Source organism: Priestia sp. Y58 (assembly GCF_029522095.1).
GTDB lineage: Bacteria > Bacillota > Bacilli > Bacillales > Bacillaceae_H > Priestia > Priestia megaterium_E.
In genome coordinates, this window is sequence record NZ_JAKWFL010000016.1 from 1 (window position 1) to 16,252 (window position 16,252).

Annotated in this window: 19 protein-coding genes and 11 tRNA genes; 2 read left to right on the forward strand and 28 right to left on the reverse strand. The window is 38.6% G+C overall.

Going from position 1 to position 16,252, the window contains the following annotated elements; translation table 11 throughout:
• Window positions 1–133: 133 nt before the first annotated feature.
• The 12 genes from MMB68_RS26300 to MMB68_RS26355 form a co-directional block, all read right to left on the reverse strand.
• Window positions 134–207: transfer RNA gene (locus MMB68_RS26300), tRNA-Gly, on the reverse strand.
• A gap of 4 nt (window positions 208–211) precedes the next feature.
• Window positions 212–288, reverse strand: a tRNA-Arg gene (locus MMB68_RS26305).
• A gap of 90 nt (window positions 289–378) precedes the next feature.
• Window positions 379–464 (reverse strand) — tRNA-Leu (locus tag MMB68_RS26310).
• A gap of 22 nt (window positions 465–486) precedes the next feature.
• Window positions 487–569, reverse strand: a tRNA-Leu gene (locus MMB68_RS26315).
• Between the two features lie 12 nt (window positions 570–581).
• Window positions 582–654, reverse strand: a tRNA-Lys gene (locus tag MMB68_RS26320).
• A 4-nt stretch (window positions 655–658) separates the two neighbouring features.
• Window positions 659–733: transfer RNA gene (locus MMB68_RS26325), tRNA-Gln, on the reverse strand.
• Between the two features lie 10 nt (window positions 734–743).
• Window positions 744–819 (reverse strand) — tRNA-Asp (locus MMB68_RS26330).
• Between the two features lie 28 nt (window positions 820–847).
• Window positions 848–923: transfer RNA gene (locus tag MMB68_RS26335), tRNA-Val, on the reverse strand.
• Window positions 924–947: 24 nt separating this feature from the next.
• Window positions 948–1,022: transfer RNA gene (locus tag MMB68_RS26340), tRNA-Glu, on the reverse strand.
• A gap of 9 nt (window positions 1,023–1,031) precedes the next feature.
• A tRNA-Ser gene (locus tag MMB68_RS26345) sits at window positions 1,032–1,122 on the reverse strand.
• 3 nt (window positions 1,123–1,125) lie between these two features.
• A tRNA-Asn gene (locus MMB68_RS26350) sits at window positions 1,126–1,200 on the reverse strand.
• 134 nt (window positions 1,201–1,334) lie between these two features.
• A complete protein-coding gene (locus tag MMB68_RS26355; protein WP_221786137.1) occupies window positions 1,335–1,784 on the reverse strand; it encodes a SprT family protein in 450 nt (149 codons plus the stop codon).
• 109 nt (window positions 1,785–1,893) lie between these two features.
• On the opposite strand from MMB68_RS26355, the gene cmpA reads away from it, so the two are divergent.
• The gene (gene cmpA, locus MMB68_RS26360; RefSeq protein ID WP_013055014.1) at window positions 1,894–2,010 is read left to right on the forward strand and encodes a cortex morphogenetic protein CmpA; all 117 of its coding nucleotides are present in this window, start codon (window positions 1,894–1,896) and stop codon (window positions 2,008–2,010) included.
• Window positions 2,011–2,067: 57 nt separating this feature from the next.
• Here cmpA and MMB68_RS26365 read toward each other — a convergent pair whose 3' ends face one another.
• The 14 genes from MMB68_RS26365 to acpS all read right to left on the reverse strand — a co-directional run bounded on the left by MMB68_RS26365 (window position 2,068) and on the right by acpS (window position 12,972).
• A complete protein-coding gene (locus tag MMB68_RS26365; protein ID WP_221786136.1) occupies window positions 2,068–4,242 on the reverse strand; it encodes a Tex family protein in 2,175 nt (724 codons plus the stop codon).
• Between the two features lie 84 nt (window positions 4,243–4,326).
• A complete protein-coding gene (locus MMB68_RS26370; protein WP_221786139.1) occupies window positions 4,327–4,932 on the reverse strand; it encodes a PP2C family serine/threonine-protein phosphatase in 606 nt (201 codons plus the stop codon).
• Window positions 4,932–5,726: an RNA polymerase sigma factor SigB gene (gene sigB / locus MMB68_RS26375; RefSeq protein WP_013055011.1), complete on the reverse strand. Its 795-nt coding sequence runs from the start codon at window positions 5,724–5,726 to the stop codon at window positions 4,932–4,934. Before sigB ends, MMB68_RS26370 begins: the two co-directional genes overlap by 1 nt.
• Window positions 5,692–6,177: an anti-sigma B factor RsbW gene (gene rsbW / locus MMB68_RS26380; RefSeq protein ID WP_025753516.1), complete on the reverse strand. Its 486-nt coding sequence runs from the start codon at window positions 6,175–6,177 to the stop codon at window positions 5,692–5,694. Before rsbW ends, sigB begins: the two co-directional genes overlap by 35 nt.
• Window positions 6,174–6,506, reverse strand: coding sequence for an anti-sigma factor antagonist (locus MMB68_RS26385; RefSeq protein ID WP_013055009.1), 333 nt, complete (start codon window positions 6,504–6,506; stop codon window positions 6,174–6,176). The genes rsbW and MMB68_RS26385 overlap by 4 nt, the downstream gene beginning before the upstream one ends.
• Before the next feature lie 59 nt (window positions 6,507–6,565).
• The gene (locus MMB68_RS26390) at window positions 6,566–7,576 is read right to left on the reverse strand and encodes a PP2C family protein-serine/threonine phosphatase (RefSeq protein ID WP_013055008.1); all 1,011 of its coding nucleotides are present in this window, start codon (window positions 7,574–7,576) and stop codon (window positions 6,566–6,568) included.
• Window positions 7,577–7,589: 13 nt separating this feature from the next.
• Window positions 7,590–7,991 (reverse strand): anti-sigma regulatory factor, encoded by a 402-nt coding sequence (locus MMB68_RS26395; RefSeq protein ID WP_013055007.1) that lies wholly within the window; start codon window positions 7,989–7,991, stop codon window positions 7,590–7,592.
• A gap of 3 nt (window positions 7,992–7,994) precedes the next feature.
• Window positions 7,995–8,351 carry an STAS domain-containing protein gene (locus MMB68_RS26400; protein ID WP_013055006.1) on the reverse strand — a complete coding sequence of 119 codons (357 nt, stop codon included), beginning with the start codon at window positions 8,349–8,351 and terminating at the stop codon, window positions 7,995–7,997.
• A 2-nt stretch (window positions 8,352–8,353) separates the two neighbouring features.
• Window positions 8,354–9,190 (reverse strand): RsbT co-antagonist protein RsbRA, encoded by an 837-nt coding sequence (locus tag MMB68_RS26405; protein WP_013055005.1) that lies wholly within the window; start codon window positions 9,188–9,190, stop codon window positions 8,354–8,356.
• A 157-nt stretch (window positions 9,191–9,347) separates the two neighbouring features.
• Window positions 9,348–9,698 carry a type II toxin-antitoxin system endoribonuclease NdoA gene (ndoA, locus tag MMB68_RS26410; protein ID WP_013055004.1) on the reverse strand — a complete coding sequence of 117 codons (351 nt, stop codon included), beginning with the start codon at window positions 9,696–9,698 and terminating at the stop codon, window positions 9,348–9,350.
• Window positions 9,699–9,702: 4 nt separating this feature from the next.
• Window positions 9,703–9,984 (reverse strand): CopG family ribbon-helix-helix protein, encoded by a 282-nt coding sequence (locus tag MMB68_RS26415; RefSeq protein ID WP_013055003.1) that lies wholly within the window; start codon window positions 9,982–9,984, stop codon window positions 9,703–9,705.
• A gap of 201 nt (window positions 9,985–10,185) precedes the next feature.
• The gene (gene alr, locus MMB68_RS26420) at window positions 10,186–11,427 is read right to left on the reverse strand and encodes an alanine racemase (protein WP_481861954.1); all 1,242 of its coding nucleotides are present in this window, start codon (window positions 11,425–11,427) and stop codon (window positions 10,186–10,188) included.
• A 62-nt stretch (window positions 11,428–11,489) separates the two neighbouring features.
• Complete coding sequence (locus MMB68_RS26425) at window positions 11,490–12,548, reverse strand: LolA family protein (protein WP_013055001.1); 1,059 nt, start codon at window positions 12,546–12,548, stop codon at window positions 11,490–11,492.
• A 58-nt stretch (window positions 12,549–12,606) separates the two neighbouring features.
• Window positions 12,607–12,972 (reverse strand): holo-ACP synthase, encoded by a 366-nt coding sequence (gene acpS, locus MMB68_RS26430; RefSeq protein ID WP_153252861.1) that lies wholly within the window; start codon window positions 12,970–12,972, stop codon window positions 12,607–12,609.
• A gap of 64 nt (window positions 12,973–13,036) precedes the next feature.
• Between acpS and MMB68_RS26435 the strand changes: the two genes are divergently transcribed.
• Window positions 13,037–13,639, forward strand: coding sequence for a rhomboid family intramembrane serine protease (locus MMB68_RS26435; protein WP_221786134.1), 603 nt, complete (start codon window positions 13,037–13,039; stop codon window positions 13,637–13,639).
• Window positions 13,640–13,647: 8 nt separating this feature from the next.
• Here MMB68_RS26435 and uvsE read toward each other — a convergent pair whose 3' ends face one another.
• Both uvsE and cshA read right to left on the reverse strand, forming a co-directional pair.
• Complete coding sequence (uvsE, locus tag MMB68_RS26440) at window positions 13,648–14,619, reverse strand: UV DNA damage repair endonuclease UvsE (RefSeq protein WP_221786133.1); 972 nt, start codon at window positions 14,617–14,619, stop codon at window positions 13,648–13,650.
• Between the two features lie 96 nt (window positions 14,620–14,715).
• A complete protein-coding gene (gene cshA, locus MMB68_RS26445; RefSeq protein WP_013054997.1) occupies window positions 14,716–16,227 on the reverse strand; it encodes a degradosome RNA helicase CshA in 1,512 nt (503 codons plus the stop codon).
• Window positions 16,228–16,252 lie beyond the last annotated feature (25 nt).

The window sequence follows — 16,252 nt, forward strand, 5'->3', positions numbered from 1 at the left end:
ATTAGGCACGCCGCCAGCGTTCATCCTGAGCCAGGATCAAACTCTCCGAAGAAATGTTTGACTTGCTCAATTTTAAAATAAAAATTAACGTTGACGTTTGTCGCTTTGTTCAGTTTTCAAAGTTCAATATATTTGGAGCGGGTGATGAGAATCGAACTCACGACATCAGCTTGGAAGGCTGAGGTTTTACCACTAAACTACACCCGCAATATGGCGCGCCCGAGAGGAGTCGAACCCCTAACCTTTTGATCCGTAGTCAAACGCTCTATCCAATTGAGCTACGGGCGCTTCTTATGATGTTTACCGCCGTTGTTTTGGCGACTTTATTATAATATCACTTCTATTTTCTTATGTCAACACTTTTTTAAAAAGTTTTTTTGGTGCGGCCGAGAGGACTTGAACCTCCACGGGGTCGCCCCCACTAGGCCCTCAACCTAGCGCGTCTGCCATTCCGCCACGACCGCTAAATACATAAAATGAATAAGATGCGGGTGAAGGGACTTGAACCCCCACGTCGTAAAGACACTAGATCCTAAGTCTAGCGCGTCTGCCAATTCCGCCACACCCGCAAGAAATGAAAATGAGCCATGAAGGACTCGAACCTTCGACCCTCTGATTAAAAGTCAGATGCTCTACCAACTGAGCTAATGGCTCTTTATGGCTGGGCTAGCTGGATTCGAACCAACGCATGACGGAATCAAAATCCGTTGCCTTACCGCTTGGCGATAGCCCAATAATTTAAATGGCGGTCCCGACGGGAATCGAACCCGCGATCTCCTGCGTGACAGGCAGGCATGTTAACCGCTACACCACGGGACCATCCAAAATTATGTATAAAACAGTCAAATGGTGGAGGATGACGGGATCGAACCGCCGACCCCCTGCTTGTAAGGCAGGTGCTCTCCCAGCTGAGCTAATCCTCCACAGAATATGTAAATGAAAATCAATGGTGACCCGTACGGGATTCGAACCCGTGTTACCGCCGTGAAAGGGCGGTGTCTTAACCGCTTGACCAACGGGCCATTATAAAATGGCGGAGAAGGAGGGATTTGAACCCTCGCGCCGCTTACACGACCTACACCCTTAGCAGGGGCGCCTCTTCAGCCACTTGAGTACTTCTCCATATGGCTCCACAGGTAGGACTCGAACCTACGACCGATCGGTTAACAGCCGATAGCTCTACCACTGAGCTACTGTGGAATAATATTTATCAGACTTCTTACATTGTAATCGACATTATATGTAATGTCAATAAGTTTTTGTCATTTCTTTGCCGTTTATTTGAGACGGCTTTATTAATTTATCATAATCAATCTATTTTAGTCAAGCATCTTCTATATTTTTTTTAATTTACCTTTACACTTTCCACAAACATATTTAACCGTGTTCACTTTTCTTTTTCGAACATATTTTTGATCACACTGCATACATACATATATGTGCTCTTTTTTCTTTCCATCACTTTCTTTTTTCAATGCCTGACAAAATCGGGGGGCGCCTACTTCTTTCATTAGCCTTTTAAAGTCTTGATCTCCATGCTTATACCCTTTCCCCTCAATATGCAAATGGTAGTGACAGAGCTCATGTTTAATAATTTCTACTATTTCTTGTCTGCCATATTGTTCAAAGTATTTGTAGTTTACTTCTATATTAGATGTACGTAATAAATACCTTCCACCTGTCGTACGTAACCGAGAATTAAAAGTGGCTTCATGACGAAATGGTTTGTGGAACAGCTTCAATGAAATTTCTTCTACAAGTATTTGTAAATCCTTATCATTCATCTTATATACTCCTTTACTGTATGAAATCACCTGACTAGCTCTTTGGGCATACACTTCATTACATACTCACTATTCACCTTATCATAAATGAAAAGGAGTGATTGTCCTTATGCCAATGTGGCTACAAAAACAAATGAGGCGCGCTTATTCTGAAAAAGACCGTGCACAAATAAAATTGCTCAATCAATGTTGGTTTTTTTATCAAAAAAATAATTCCGCTTCTTAAATCACTTCTTTTTACAAATAAAATTGCCTTTTCAGAAAATCTGAAAAGGCAATTTTATTATTGATGGGGCGGAATCATCGTCAGTGCAACTCTTCCTTTTTTCATATCTATGTCTTCTACCCACACATTCACCAAATCTCCTACTGAAACGACATCGAGGGGATGCTTAACGTACCGATTCGTTAATTTAGAAATATGGACTAGACCGTCTTGCTTAACTCCTATATCGATGAACGCTCCGAAGTCTACGACGTTTCGCACCGTGCCTTCAAGCTGAATACCTTTTGCTAGATCCTCTAGCTTCAAAATATCATGACGGAGCAAAGGTTTTGGCAGTTCATCACGAGGATCTCTTTCCGGTCTTACGAGCGCTTCTATAATGTCTTTTAAAGTAAGCTCCCCTATACTTAGTTCTTCTGATATTTCGGGTAAAGAAATATGTTTTAATGCTTCTTTTACTTTCTCCGTTCCAAGCTCAGTCTCTTTCACTTCCGCTTTCTTTAAAAGCTTTTTAACGTCTCCATATGTTTCAGGATGGATACCCGTTCTGTCTAAAGGTTCTTCACCTTCTATAATACGTAAAAACCCAATACACTGCTCATACGTTTTAGCACCTAGACGCGGAATTTTCTTCAGCTGTTTTCGGTTAGAGAATTTTCCGTTTTCATCCCGATATTTTACAATGTTTTGAGCAACTGTCTTATTTAGACCAGCAACGTATTGTAGAAGCGAAGCAGAAGCCGTGTTTGCATTTACTCCTACTTGGTTTACTACTGTCTCTACAATAAAAGTCAGTGAATCATTTAATTGCTTTTGAGACACATCATGCTGATACTGCCCTACCCCTACCGACTTAGGATCGATTTTCACAAGCTCAGCCAGCGGATCTTGCAGCCTTCTGGCAATCGATACAGCGCTTCGCTCTTCTACTTGAAAATCAGGAAATTCTTCTCTAGCAACTTCAGAAGCCGAATATACGCTTGCTCCCGCTTCATTCACAATCAAATAATAAACTGGGTTTTCAATTTCTTTAAGAACATCCGCTACAAATTGCTCCGTTTCGCGAGATGCCGTTCCGTTTCCAATGGCTACTACTTCAATAGGGTATTCAGCGAACATTTTCTTTAATTTATTTTGCGCTTCAGCTGCTTTTCTCACAGGAGGATGTGGATAAATAACATCAATTTTTAATACCTTGCCTGTTTCATCTACTACAGCTAATTTGCAGCCTGTTCGAAAGGCTGGATCTACTCCTAATACGACTTTCCCTTTCAATGGAGGTTGGAGAAGAAGTTTTCGTAAGTTTTCAGAAAAGATGTGAATGGCTCTTTCTTCCGCTTTTTCTGATAGCTCTTTACGGATTTCGCGTTCAATAGATGGTTCTATTAAGCGTTTATAAGCGTCTTCTATAGCTGAGATGATATAACTTTCGGCTGAAGAATCCCTTTTTTTGATTACTTGTTTATGTAAATATGAAAGAATACGATCTGTAGGCGCATCAATACTCACTTTTAAAATACCGTCTTTTTCTCCTCTATTCATAGCTAAGATACGATGAGGAACGATTCGCTTTACCGCTTCTGTATATTCATAGTACATTTCATAGATATTTTTTTCATCTTTTCCCGGATCTTTGACTGAAGTAACAATTATGCCATCTTTTACAGTGGTCGTACGAATCCATTGACGGTAAGATGCTTCGTCGGAAATTTGTTCCGCTACAATGTCTAGGGCTCCCTGAATAGCTTCGTCAGAAGATTGAACTCCCGCTTCTTCATTTATGTATGTTTGCGCTTTATTCTTCACGTCAGAACGTGGAAAACTTAGTAGCCACTGTGCTAATGGTTCAAGACCTTTTTCTTTTGCTACAGTTGCTTTTGTACGTCGTTTTTGCTTAAAAGGGCGGTATAAATCTTCTACTTGCTGCAATTTCTTCGCTTGATGAATTTGAGCAGCCAGTTCCTCAGTTAATTTCCCTTGCTCTTCAATTAATCGAAGAACTTCCTCTTTACGCTCCTCTAAATTCATTAAGTAGTTCCAGGAATCTAAAATATTCCGGATTTGGACTTCATCCAAAGCACCAGTTTGTTCTTTTCTATATCGAGCAATAAAGGGAACTGTATTACCGTCTTCTACTAAAGCAATTACGTTTTGTACTTGCTTTTGCGAAATCTCCACCTCTTTACTTACACGTTGAACAATTTGATTATCTAATTTCGTTGCAACAGACACAGCTTATCCTCCTACCTAAATGAAACTTTGTCTCTATTGTAACAAAACTCACATGCAATAACACATGTGAGCTAAAAAGAAAGGCTATGCAGTTGGAAGATGACCAGCGATATACGTAATATCGTCATTATGAGATCGAATAGCTGCCTGTAGCCGTGTCGACAATTGATCTACATTCATCGAGTTAGCAAAAACAGATTTAATCTCTTTTAATTCTAAGCCATCTGTATGAATCAAAAATTTAGAACCGGAGTCATATGGGAAGGTTTGTGTGCGGAACTTTTGAATTTTTCCTGATAAAAAACCTTGAATTGGCAGAGGGTACGTTAATTTCCCCTCCGGAGAATACAGATAAAAGCGGATATTACCTACATTTGTATAATGAAATTCGTTATGTTTTTTATCAATTTTCAAAATAGCTACTGCTGCGCCTCTTGTATGTCGAGTAGCTTTGTTGCACTTAGAAATGATCTCATCCACATCTAGATGATGATGAGCTTTCGCTACATCCGTAACAGCTACAGAAGCGGCTCTGGCTTGTTCACCGCTTCCTAATCCATCTGCCACTGCACATAGAAAATAGTCATCCGTTTCTTTGACATAGTAACTATCTCCACAACATACGTTCCCTTGCTTTGGTTCTTGGTATATATGAGTTTGAATCGACTTTGTATTAGGGTCTACTGCCATCACGACATATACTCCGAATCGTTAGAATCTGAGCGAGCTGCAGTCCTTAGCTTATCAAGCGCTCTTCTTTGCAGTCGAGATACATGCATTTGAGAAATCCCTAACTTCTCACCGGCATCTTTTTGACTCAGATTTTCAATAAAGGTATAGCGAATCACTTCTTTTTCTCTATCGCTTAATACATGAAGAATCTTTTCTAACACTAAGCGCTGATCAGTTTTCTCATAACCCGACTCTTGTTCACCTACTAAATCAAGGATTGTCACAGTGCTTCCATCAGAGTCTGCTTCAATGGAATGATCAACAGACAACGCTTGATAACTTTGCCCCATCTCCATCGTTTCTAAAATTTCTTCCTCTGTCACTCCGATATGATCAGCAATTTCTTTCACTTGAGGAGATCGCTGTAAACGGGTTGTTAACTCTTCGACAGCTGCTTTAATTTTAGGACCTAATTCTTTGATGCGGCGCGGCACGTGAACACTCCACGTTTTATCGCGTAAAAATCGCTTAATCTCTCCAATGATTGTAGGAACAGCAAACGATTCAAAGCTTCTTCCAAATGAAGCATCATACCTTCTAATAGCTCCTAACAGTCCTAGCATCCCTACCTGCACAATATCTTCATGTAAGCTTCTGCCTTTTGAATAACGACGTGCAATAGATTCAACAAGGTTCTTGTAATGTACTACTAGATCACTTTGTGCTTCTTCATCCTGCGTTTTTTGAAAGCGCTCAATTCGTTCCTGAACCTGTTCTTTAGTTAATTTCATAGGTTGAGACTGTGTTTTCATCACTCTCCACCTGCTCTCTTTGCACATACTTAGTCATCATTAGCGTTACACCTTTTGAATTGACCATTTTCACTTCATCCATTAGTGTTTCAATTAAATATAAACCAAGTCCACCTTCAGGAAGAAATTCAACTTCTTTTGATGTTTCATAAGGTCCTATATGTTCCTTAAGCTCTTCAAAATTGAAGCTTTCACCTTTATCGACCACCATGATTTCTAAACGGTCATCAAATAAACCAAAACCTACTCTCACTTCACCATTTTCTTCACTCTTGTAAGCATGCTGCACGGCATTTGTACATGCCTCACTCACAGCAATTTTCATATCTTCAATTTCATCATAAGAAAAACCCATCCGGTTCGCTACACCAGACAGCGTCAGTCGAATAATCGCTACGTAGTCTGGCTTAGCAGGAATCTTCATCTCAACAAAGTCATAAGGCTGTTTCATTTTACGCCACCTTCTACTTGTGAATTCACGTTTAAAATGTCTGTAAGGCCCGTAATATCAAATAAGCGCTTGATGCGCTCTGATACACCAACAAATTTCAAAGAGCCGTTATTTTTCTTATTGGCTTTTAACAATGCAATAAATACACCTAGTCCTGTACTATCCATGTATGATACATCGGTTAAATCGACTATAATTTCCGGTTCAGTATGTTCAGTAATTTCCATGAACTTTTCTTTTAGCTTAGGTGCTGTATATGCGTCAATCTCTCCAGCCAGCTTAATACGATATGCTTGACCGTCCTTTTGTATATCTATTTTTAAATTCATCGTATTAGTAGACCCCCTCTAATTTTGTGCTATCTTTTCTGTACCCTTTTTTAGAATACTTAAACTAAACTCTTCAAAATAATCAATGTAAAGTCATCCCTCAATTGAAAATGCTGTAATTTCTCCAGCTCTTTATATACAGATTCTACAATTTCTTGAGGAGACAAATGCATGTATTTTCGAATTAATTTTATGATGTCCAATCTTTCAATAAATCCTTCTTCAGTTCTGCATTCTGTTACGCCATCTGTTAACAGAACAATCATATCGCCTTTTGAAAGCTGCTGCTCGTACTGAAGATATTTCACATGGCGATCGACTCCTAGCACGAGTCCTTTTGCCTCCAAATCTTCAAATGAATCAGCTTTTGCATCATAATAAAAACCTGGCTCATGCCCTGCAGAAGCATAATCAAATAAGTTTGTCTCGGGATTATAGCTTCCGTAGAACATCGTAATAAACATACTTGGATCTACGTTTCGCTCTACAATATTATTCAAGTTCTCTAATACATAACTTGGATTTTTCCTTGAGTCCGGTAAGCTGTCCATTGCATATTTGATCATAGACATACACATTGCAGCTGGAATTCCTTTTCCGATCACATCGGCAATGGCAATACTTAACCCGCCGTGCTCTTCTTCTACAAAGTGAAAATAATCTCCGTTCATCTGTTTAGCCGGTACGCTAATCGCACCAATTTCTAAAGTTGAACTAGCCGGAACCTTTGTCCCCAACAGCGTCTGCTGGACGTTAGCAGCAACTTCAATCTCAGAACGAAGTTCCCGCTGCTTATTTTTTAATGTTTGATGCTCACGAAGAGCAAGGCCGTAGCTAATCATTACCTCAAGTAAAAAGTCCAGAGAATGCAGCACTTTTTCTGGAATATCAGAATAGATTTCTTCAATCACTTCTTTATGAATGCTCACAATATCTTCTGGGGATATTTCATTCTCTAAAGATTTTCTACTTAGTTTTTGTCCTTGATACAAAATTTGTTCATTTTGTGTTTGGATATAGTTCCCCAAAATATCTTTGTATAAATCTCTCATCTCTTTATCAAAAGACATTATCTATTTCCTCCTACCGGAGCCACTTAACTGCTTTAATTTCAGTACCTTCTCCGACATTTGTTTCGATGTCAAACTCATCCATCAATCGTTTTACCCCAGGAAGCCCAGCTCCTAGTCCACCCGATGTTGAGTATCCATCTTCCATTACTTTGCGAACGTCGGGGATACCTGGCCCTTCATCTGTTGCTACGACAAGAAGACCGTTTTTTCCTCCACGATTTAATTTCTCAATATAGATTTGACCCTTACCCGCATATAGGTAAATATTACGAGCTAATTCAGAAATGGCGGTTGTAATACGAGCTTGGTCAACTGTTCCAAACCCTAGCTCTTTCGACACATTTCTACCTAATTGGCGTGCCGCTACGATGTCCCATTCTGTTACGATTTTTACGCTGGATTGGAATTCCATATACTAATCCCCCAATTCCGATTGGAGTTTCTCAAGACCTTTTTCTAAATCGAGTGCAGTAAGAACATCATTTAGGCCAATCCCTAACTCAACAAGTGTAATAGCTACTGCAGGCTGGATACCTGTTAATACTACTCTAGCCCCCATCAAATTAGACATGCTAACCACGTCACCTAACACTTTTGCGATGAATGAATCGATCATATCAATTGAAGTTAAATCGATTACCACTCCTTTTGCTCCAGTTTGATGAATTTTACTTAGCAAATCTTCTTGGAATTGAATAGCCGTTTGATCATCCAGCTCCCACTGAATGGATACCAATAAATAGTCGTACAATTTCAAAATGGGTATTCTCACGTTTATTCCTCCGATTCTATATCAACTATTTTCCGCTCAGTCATTTCTAACGCAAACTCTACGCCTTTTTTTAATGAGTTTTTCGTAATAATTTCGTTTAAGTTAATACCTAAGTTCACAATAGTCTGAGCAATTTCCGGACGAATTCCTACTAACAAACACTTGGCTCCAACCAAACGTACGGCTTCAGCAGCTTGAATGATATGATGGGCAACCATCGTATCCACTACTGGTACTCCGGTAATATCTATTAATACGACCTCTGATCGGTGCTTTACGACACCTTGCAGTAAGTTTTCCATAATTTTCTTTGCGCGATCAGTGTCAATTGTTCCTACAAGCGGCATTACTGTAATTTTATCAAATACCGGTATTAATGGAGCAGACAATTCTTGAAGTGCAACTTTTTGCAACATAACTGTATTTTCCCACGAGTTGGAGTATTGTTCTACTATTTTGTTATAAATAGGGCTTAACCACTTGTCAAACCGATAGAATAATTCAGAATGAGTTTGGTCAGCCTTCACATGTTCACTGTTTACATACCCTTCAACCACTACGTGACCCAAGTTACGTACACCCTGTGTCAAATAAGCAAGAGGCCATCCTAAACTCACAACTCGTCCTACTACTTCCTCTAGTTCCTCTGCAAAATTTTCCTGATCACGGAATGCTTTTGCCAAAAGTAAATTTACAAAATCAGAGCTTACATTTACGTACACTTGTTCGGATACAATGTTTTTAATCCGCTCTGTTTCCACATCATTCATTAACACTAGCCATCGATCAAAAATTTCTGATTTATGATTTTGTATATAATTGAATAAATCTTGATTCATGAGGTCCTCCTTGTGAGTCAATACACTCATTTATATCTATATATATATTATCATTTTTAAAACGTTTCTTATTACAATATACGTTTACTGATTATTCCTAGTCAAATTAAAAAAGTTGCTCATAAAGGAGCAACTTAGCATAAATGGAAGTATAATTCTAAAAGTCGATAAGTCCTACACTGATTTGCAAGGCTTCATCCACTCTGTCCATCATTTCATCATCTAAATGGGTAATCTTGTCTGTTAGCCTCTGTTTATCAATAGTACGAATTTGTTCTAGTAAAATAACTGAATCTCGCTCAAATCCATAGCGCTTTGCATCAATTTCAACATGCGTAGGTAACTTTGCCTTTTGAATTTGAGCAGTGATCGCAGCTACAATAACAGTTGGGCTAAAACGATTGCCTATATCATTTTGAATGACAAGTACAGGGCGAACGCCTCCTTGTTCTGAGCCAACAACAGGAGATAGGTCAGCAAAATAAACGTCGCCACGTTTGACTACCAAGTCATTACCCCCCGCTTACTAAACGATCCACAGTATGATCAGCTTCATACTCTGCTAGAAAAGCCTCGGAAGCAATATTTAAGTTTATCTTTGCCATCTCCATATATCCACGTCTCATTGATTCGCGAATATGGCGTTTTTTTCGCTCACGAAGGTACAATTTTGTTGCTTGGTGAATAAAATCACTTCGGTTGCCATTTTCTTGTTTAACCATAAGATCGAGCTCCGATACTAAATTTTTCGGTAATCTTACTAGGATTTCTGTAGTTGCGCTCGCTTCAGACACAAACATACACCTCCAACATCAATACACACACCAATAGTCTCATCTTTCCTTATCATAACATTGATTAGCTTTAATGGAAAGTTAATTCTGTCAATTTCTACACTATTATCGTCAATTGATACCCTCTTTTATGCATGGAAGTTATTATTTTTATTGTCTTTTGTTCGCAGACTTTTTATGTTGACTCAGGAAGATATATATTCAGCGCAAGATATAATTATTAACATCAATATGCTGCGAATCTCTTGTATAAACCCTCGGAACTCTTGCTGCAACCATGCAAGGGATTTCATAATTAATTGTTTCAAGATGCTTCGCTACTTCATCAATTGTAATTTCAGCATCTTTTTGTTTTCCAATAAATGTTACTTTTGTACCCATTTTATACATTTTAGGTAATTTAATCATCAGTTGATCCATGCAGATTCTACCAACAATTGGCACTTTAACTCCATCTACTAATACTTCAAAATTACTTAATTTACGAATCCAGCCGTCTGCGTATCCTACTGGGATAGTAGCAATCCATTCATCTTCTTTAGCTTCATAAGTAGCTCCGTAACTGATATGACTCCCTTTTTTGACTTTTTTGACATGCACGATACGGCTGTGCAGCGAAAAAGCTTGTTTTAACGGAATTGGCATGACTTCTTTTAATTCCTCAGAAGGACTCAAGCCATACATAGAGATGCCTAAGCGTACGCCATTAAAGATATCTTTTGGACGACGAAGCAAGGCTGCGCTATTTGCACAGTGAATCATCGGAGGTGTAAAATTATGTTCTTTCACAATTCGAACCATTTCTTCAAAGAATGTGTATTGTTCTTCAAAATAAGATGAGTTTAGCTCGTCTGCTGTTGCAAAGTGTGTAAACACTCCATCCAGCACGAATCCCGAATGAGAAGCGATGATTTTCATCGTTTCGTGTAATTCTTCTTTTGTTCTAACTCCCAAGCGACCCATGCCTGTATCTATTTTTAAATGCATATGCAGCTGACTGTTTTCACCTAGAATGGACGCCGCTTCTTCAATCCAAGCTTTGCTATAAGCAGTGACCGTTACATTCCAGTCCAATGCGGTTTGAATGTGTAGGGTAGGCACGGCTCCTAATACTAAAATGGATTCCTTTATTCCTTTTTTCCGAAGAGCAATAGCCTCATCCAAAAAAGCTACAGCTAGCATATCAGCACCAGCTTGAAGCGCAATCTCTGCTACTTCTTTATCTCCATGCCCGTACGCATTCGCCTTCACTACAGCCATTAACGTTTTATGCCCCGGTATCAGTTCTCTTACATGATTCACATTTTGAAAAATGGCTTCTACATCAATTTCTGCCCATGTTTCTCTATAAAATGCATCCATTACTACGACACTTCCTTTTTTCAGAACCATTCTAAACGTACTTTCCTCTGTTAGTATAATACATCTATAGCCAAACTTCATCTCGATCTTTATTCAAATTAAACAAGAACAAGCCTACATATATGCAGGCTTGTAAGCTTCTCTTATTTTCCCATCTGACTTTGCACAGATCTAGCAACTGTACTCAATTCATCTGGTGTTAGCTGATCAGAAGCCAGCATAAAGTCTACTCCATTATATGTCCAAGATAGACTTTTATCCGTTAAAGCTCCCACAGTAAAACCTAAATCAAATGGCTCTCCGGCAGTAACTGTAGATGTCGCTGTTTTAGCTACTTGCGCTTTTTCTTGTACAAGCGTAAACGGCTTTTCTCCTTTGTACATTAAAACGACTCTTTCGCCATTTTCTGTCTCAATTTTCTTTTCCTTGGACAGCTTTGTACCTTTTGGAACATCCTTAGGATAAAGGACGCTAAATGATTTTTGCTGAGCTAATGTCGGAACGTCAATCTTTGCACTTGTCATATTTCTTTTTGTATCAAAAGCCCCTTTATCAAACTTAGAATCGAATTTGACCTTAGAGAAATCAACTTTTATTAACACTTTATTATCCGTATCCATAATTTTAACCGAAACAGGCGCTAAGTCACTTTTATTCAGCGTAATTTCTTGTTTAGGAAGCATCGTGCTATTTTGATAGTTGGTTTTTGTTTCAAAAATATAATGCTTATCTGTTGATTTAAAACTTGCCTTTTCATCCTTCACAATATCTTGGACAAGGGATTCATACAAATAAGCTTGACTGCTATTTTGCGGCCAGTCACTTTGAAAACGAAAGCTTTTATTTAAGGCAGGCGTTAAAACAAAAACCCCTTCATCATTACGCAAAATCATTTGGCTTTGATCTTTCTTTGTATTTTTCAAATTCACTCGATAATACATAGGCTTACTATGCCAAATCTCTACATCGTATACTTGAGCATCTTTCCCTGTATTTAATGTCATCTTAGCATCTGATTTATAACCCGCCATTTCTTGTACCTTGGCATCCAATGCATCTGTTACATCCTGCTGACTTTTTTCACCGCATGCTGATAAGGCTAAGAGAAAAAAGGCGCAAACAAATAAGCCAATCCATTTTTTATGCATTTCCCCAACTCCTTTATTTCGTATATTCACAGCTAAACGGAGAAGCAAGAACATATCTTGTCTCCCCTATCCACACTATGAATATATGAACAAGAAATAATGAATATGCAGACTAGCTTGACAAGCGTTCAATAATTACTTGAGCAATTGCATAGTGCGCACTGTGGGAAATAGATACGTGTACGGACGCATCCAGTGGTTGTTTTGTAACAATGTGGGGTTTTCCTCTTTCATCATTCACAATTTCTATATCTTGGAAACTGAAATCTTTTCCTATTCCTGTTCCAAGAGCTTTCGAATATGCTTCCTTCACAGCAAATCTTCCTGCTAAAAATTCGACCTTACGTCGGCTTGATAGCTTTTCATAGCGTTCTTTTTCATTTTTTGTTAAAATCCGAGTAATAAAAGCGCTTTGACGCTGCACCATTTTTTCAATCCGCTCTAACTCTGTAATATCAATTCCAGTTCCTATAATCATTTTCATTTAATCCTCTCTTACAGAATAGTATATAAAAATGCCTTTATAAAAAGGAGTGACAAATATGTTCGTACGCACAGAAAATGCAGCTGAATTTAAACGTTTTTATCCTGTTACCTTCACGCTTATCTGCATCCACATTGCGCTATGGTTACTTGCCGCTCTTCCCTCACACCTTGCAGAATCTTTTATACATCAGCTTATTGGTGTGAATAGCTTAATTTCTCAAGGAGACTACTGGCGACTTTTCACACCTATCTTTTTGCATCTAAGCTTTTCACACCTTCTTTTTAACTCATTTTCATTGTTCTTGTTAGGGCCAGGTGCTGAGCGTATTCTTTCTTCTTATAAGTTTCTTCTATTCTACCTTACGTGTGGATTGCTTGGAAATATCGTTACATTTCTAACCCAATCTTCTTTCTACAGCCATGTGGGTGCATCCGGTGCCATTTTCGGGCTGCTTGGGTTTTACCTCTACCTTGTAATAAAACAAAAGCATATGCTTTCTCAAAGTAACCAGCAAATCATTGTCGTCTTTTTAATTATTGGATTACTTTCAGGTCTGCTAACGCCAGGAACTAACAACACAGCTCATTTCGTTGGAGGTATTGCTGGATTTTTTCTCGCTTTTCTGGCGTTCAAACAGAAAAACAAGCCACAGATATGAGGCCTGCTTTAAGATTTAATATAAAAGGTGGATGAGTTAATAAATTCCACATCTTCATAAGACTTCAAGTCTCTTGCTAACTGAAAGAGCGCTTCATCTTTTTTCTTAGCTTCAATCATGCAATCAATTTGCGGTATCGTTCCATTTACTTCTTTTAAAAAGCTGTAAAACCCATGAACATCGATATAATCTGCATGAGCTCTAAATTCTTTATCACTTTTAGGACTAGATATATGCATTTTTAGAGGAAGCGTTTCCTGTTCCCACGTTCTAATGATACGGTCCCAATGCTCCTGCCATGAAGTTTCGTCGTTGTTTGCCTGATGATGATGAAGATCAAAAATGATTGGGACATTTAGTTTTTCACATAAATACAAGACGTCCTTTATATGAAAGGTTGTATCGTCGTTTTCTAACATAATCATTTGCTGAAGGGATTGAGGTACAAGCCCCCAATTATGAATAAACTGCTCCAGTGCTTTTTCTTTATCATTATAAGCCCCTCCAACATGTAAAACACAGCGATTTTGAAGCGGAATGTCCATTCCTTTTAGCAACTTTTGATGCATGCGAAGAGTTTGGATAGAATGCTTAAAAACCTCTTTATCCGTTGAGTTTAAAACAACAAAATGATCCGGGTGAAAATCTACTCGCATTGGATGTTCCTTCAAAAATACAGAAATACGCTGAAGAGCATCCTTTAAAGGAGCTATGTAGTTCCACTCTTTTAGGGCCTCATGGTTAGCTAATGGAATTAACTTAGAACTGAATCGAAAAAACTCAATTTCACTCCACGCATTATGTTTTAATAACCGTAAGCAGTTTTCTAAGTTGGATATTGCAATACGTTCGAGCTTGCGAATGGCCGCTTCATGGTCTTTCACACGCTGAAATTGTGCAAAAGTCATTGTTTGAGAAGGAGAACTATTTTCCAAATGAACGCTCATCGCCACATAACCTAACCGTACAATGGTCGACATCAGTGAACACCCCATTTTATTTTACTCATAGTGTGCACCAATAAAATAGCAATTAACACATAAAAAAAAACGAGCCTGTTAAGGCTCGTTTTTTTTTTACGCTTTGCTGCGAGAATCTTTACGATTACTGCTGCTATTACGATTTCTATTATCACTGCCGTTGCTTCCACCGCGACGCTTGTCACCAAAACGCTTCGAGTTTCCACGACGATTTTGCTGTGAGTAGTTTTTAGAGTTAGAACGTGAACGACCTCCGCCATTTCCACGTTTGTTTTTATCACCTTTTGCAATTACCGGTGGTTCAGCAGTTAATTGAATTGGTGATTCGTTTGGTTCTTTTGTAAATAATTTGATTGCTGCTGCCACTAATGAAACTGAATCGTGCTCTTCAAGTAACTCTTCTGCCAACTGTTTGTAGTAAGATAAGTTGCCTTGTGTCACAGATTCTGTTAATTTGTCAGCTGCAATACGCTGTTGACCTTCCATTGCTTCATCAAGCGTTGGAGGAGTAAGACGCTCCATTTTACGTTTTGTTGTACGCTCAATATTGTGTAACTGTCCAGTTTCTCTTGGCGTTACAAATGTCATAGCAGCACCCATTTTACCAGCACGTCCTGTACGTCCGATACGGTGTACATAGCTTTCTGGATCTTGAGGGATATCAAAGTTGTATACATGAGTAACACCAGAAATATCAAGTCCGCGTGCAGCTACGTCCGTCGCAACTAATACATCAATAGAACCTTCTTTAAATTGACGTAGTACAGATAGACGTTTCGATTGCGTCAAGTCACCATGGATACCTTGTGCAGAATAACCACGCATATTTAATGCTTCTGATAGCTCATCAACACGGCGCTTTGTACGACCAAAGATGATAGCTAATTCAGGTGATTGCATATCTAAAAGACGAGTAAGGATATCAAATTTACGCTTTTCTTGTACTTCTAAATAGTACTGCGTAATGTTTGGCATCGTTACTTCTTTTGCTTTTACTTTTACCACTTTTGGTTCGTTCATGAATTTTTCAGCAATGCGACGGATTGGAGTAGGCATTGTTGCTGAGAATAAAAGTGTTTGGTGGTTCTCAGGTACGTTTGATAAGATTTTTTCAATGTCTTCGATGAATCCCATGTTTAACATTTCATCTGCTTCATCTAAAATAACTGTATGAACATCTTGTAGACGAAGTGTACGACGATTAATATGATCTAGCATACGCCCTGGTGTTCCTACGATGATATGAGGGTGCTTTTTCAATGCACGAATTTGACGACTGATATCTTGACCACCGTAAATTGATAGCACGCGTACGCGCTTTGTTTGACCAATTTTGTAAAGTTCTTCAGATACCTGTACAGCAAGTTCACGAGTAGGAGCAATAATTAACCCTTGAATTGCATCTACGTTTACATCAACTTTTTCAATAAGAGGAATACCAAATGCCGCTGTTTTCCCTGTTCCTGTTTGTGCTTGTCCGATCAAATCGTGACCTTCTAGTGCTAATGGGATAGTTTCTGATTGAATTGGTGTTGCTTCTTCAAAACCCATTTTACTCACAGCTTTATTAAGCTGTTGACTTAATCCTAAATCTTGAAATAATGCCAAGTTTTTCAAACTCCTTTTATATTTA

Coding starts and splice junctions, on each gene's coding strand:
- MMB68_RS26355 (WP_221786137.1), bottom strand. CDS start 1,784: ATGAATGATAAGGATTTACAAATACTTGTAGAAGAAATTTCATTGAAG.
- cmpA (WP_013055014.1), top strand. CDS start 1,894: ATGCCAATGTGGCTACAAAAACAAATGAGGCGCGCTTATTCTGAAAAA.
- MMB68_RS26370 (WP_221786139.1), bottom strand. CDS start 4,932: ATGGCAGTAGACCCTAATACAAAGTCGATTCAAACTCATATATACCAA.
- sigB (WP_013055011.1), bottom strand. CDS start 5,726: ATGAAAACACAGTCTCAACCTATGAAATTAACTAAAGAACAGGTTCAG.
- rsbW (WP_025753516.1), bottom strand. CDS start 6,177: ATGAAACAGCCTTATGACTTTGTTGAGATGAAGATTCCTGCTAAGCCA.
- MMB68_RS26385 (WP_013055009.1), bottom strand. CDS start 6,506: ATGAATTTAAAAATAGATATACAAAAGGACGGTCAAGCATATCGTATT.
- MMB68_RS26390 (WP_013055008.1), bottom strand. CDS start 7,576: ATGTCTTTTGATAAAGAGATGAGAGATTTATACAAAGATATTTTGGGG.
- MMB68_RS26395 (WP_013055007.1), bottom strand. CDS start 7,991: ATGGAATTCCAATCCAGCGTAAAAATCGTAACAGAATGGGACATCGTA.
- MMB68_RS26405 (WP_013055005.1), bottom strand. CDS start 9,190: ATGAATCAAGATTTATTCAATTATATACAAAATCATAAATCAGAAATT.
- alr (WP_481861954.1), bottom strand. CDS start 11,427: ATGAAGTTTGGCTATAGATGTATTATACTAACAGAGGAAAGTACGTTT.
- MMB68_RS26425 (WP_013055001.1), bottom strand. CDS start 12,548: ATGTTCTTGCTTCTCCGTTTAGCTGTGAATATACGAAATAAAGGAGTT.
- acpS (WP_153252861.1), bottom strand. CDS start 12,972: ATGATTATAGGAACTGGAATTGATATTACAGAGTTAGAGCGGATTGAA.
- MMB68_RS26435 (WP_221786134.1), top strand. CDS start 13,037: ATGTTCGTACGCACAGAAAATGCAGCTGAATTTAAACGTTTTTATCCT.
- uvsE (WP_221786133.1), bottom strand. CDS start 14,619: ATGTCGACCATTGTACGGTTAGGTTATGTGGCGATGAGCGTTCATTTG.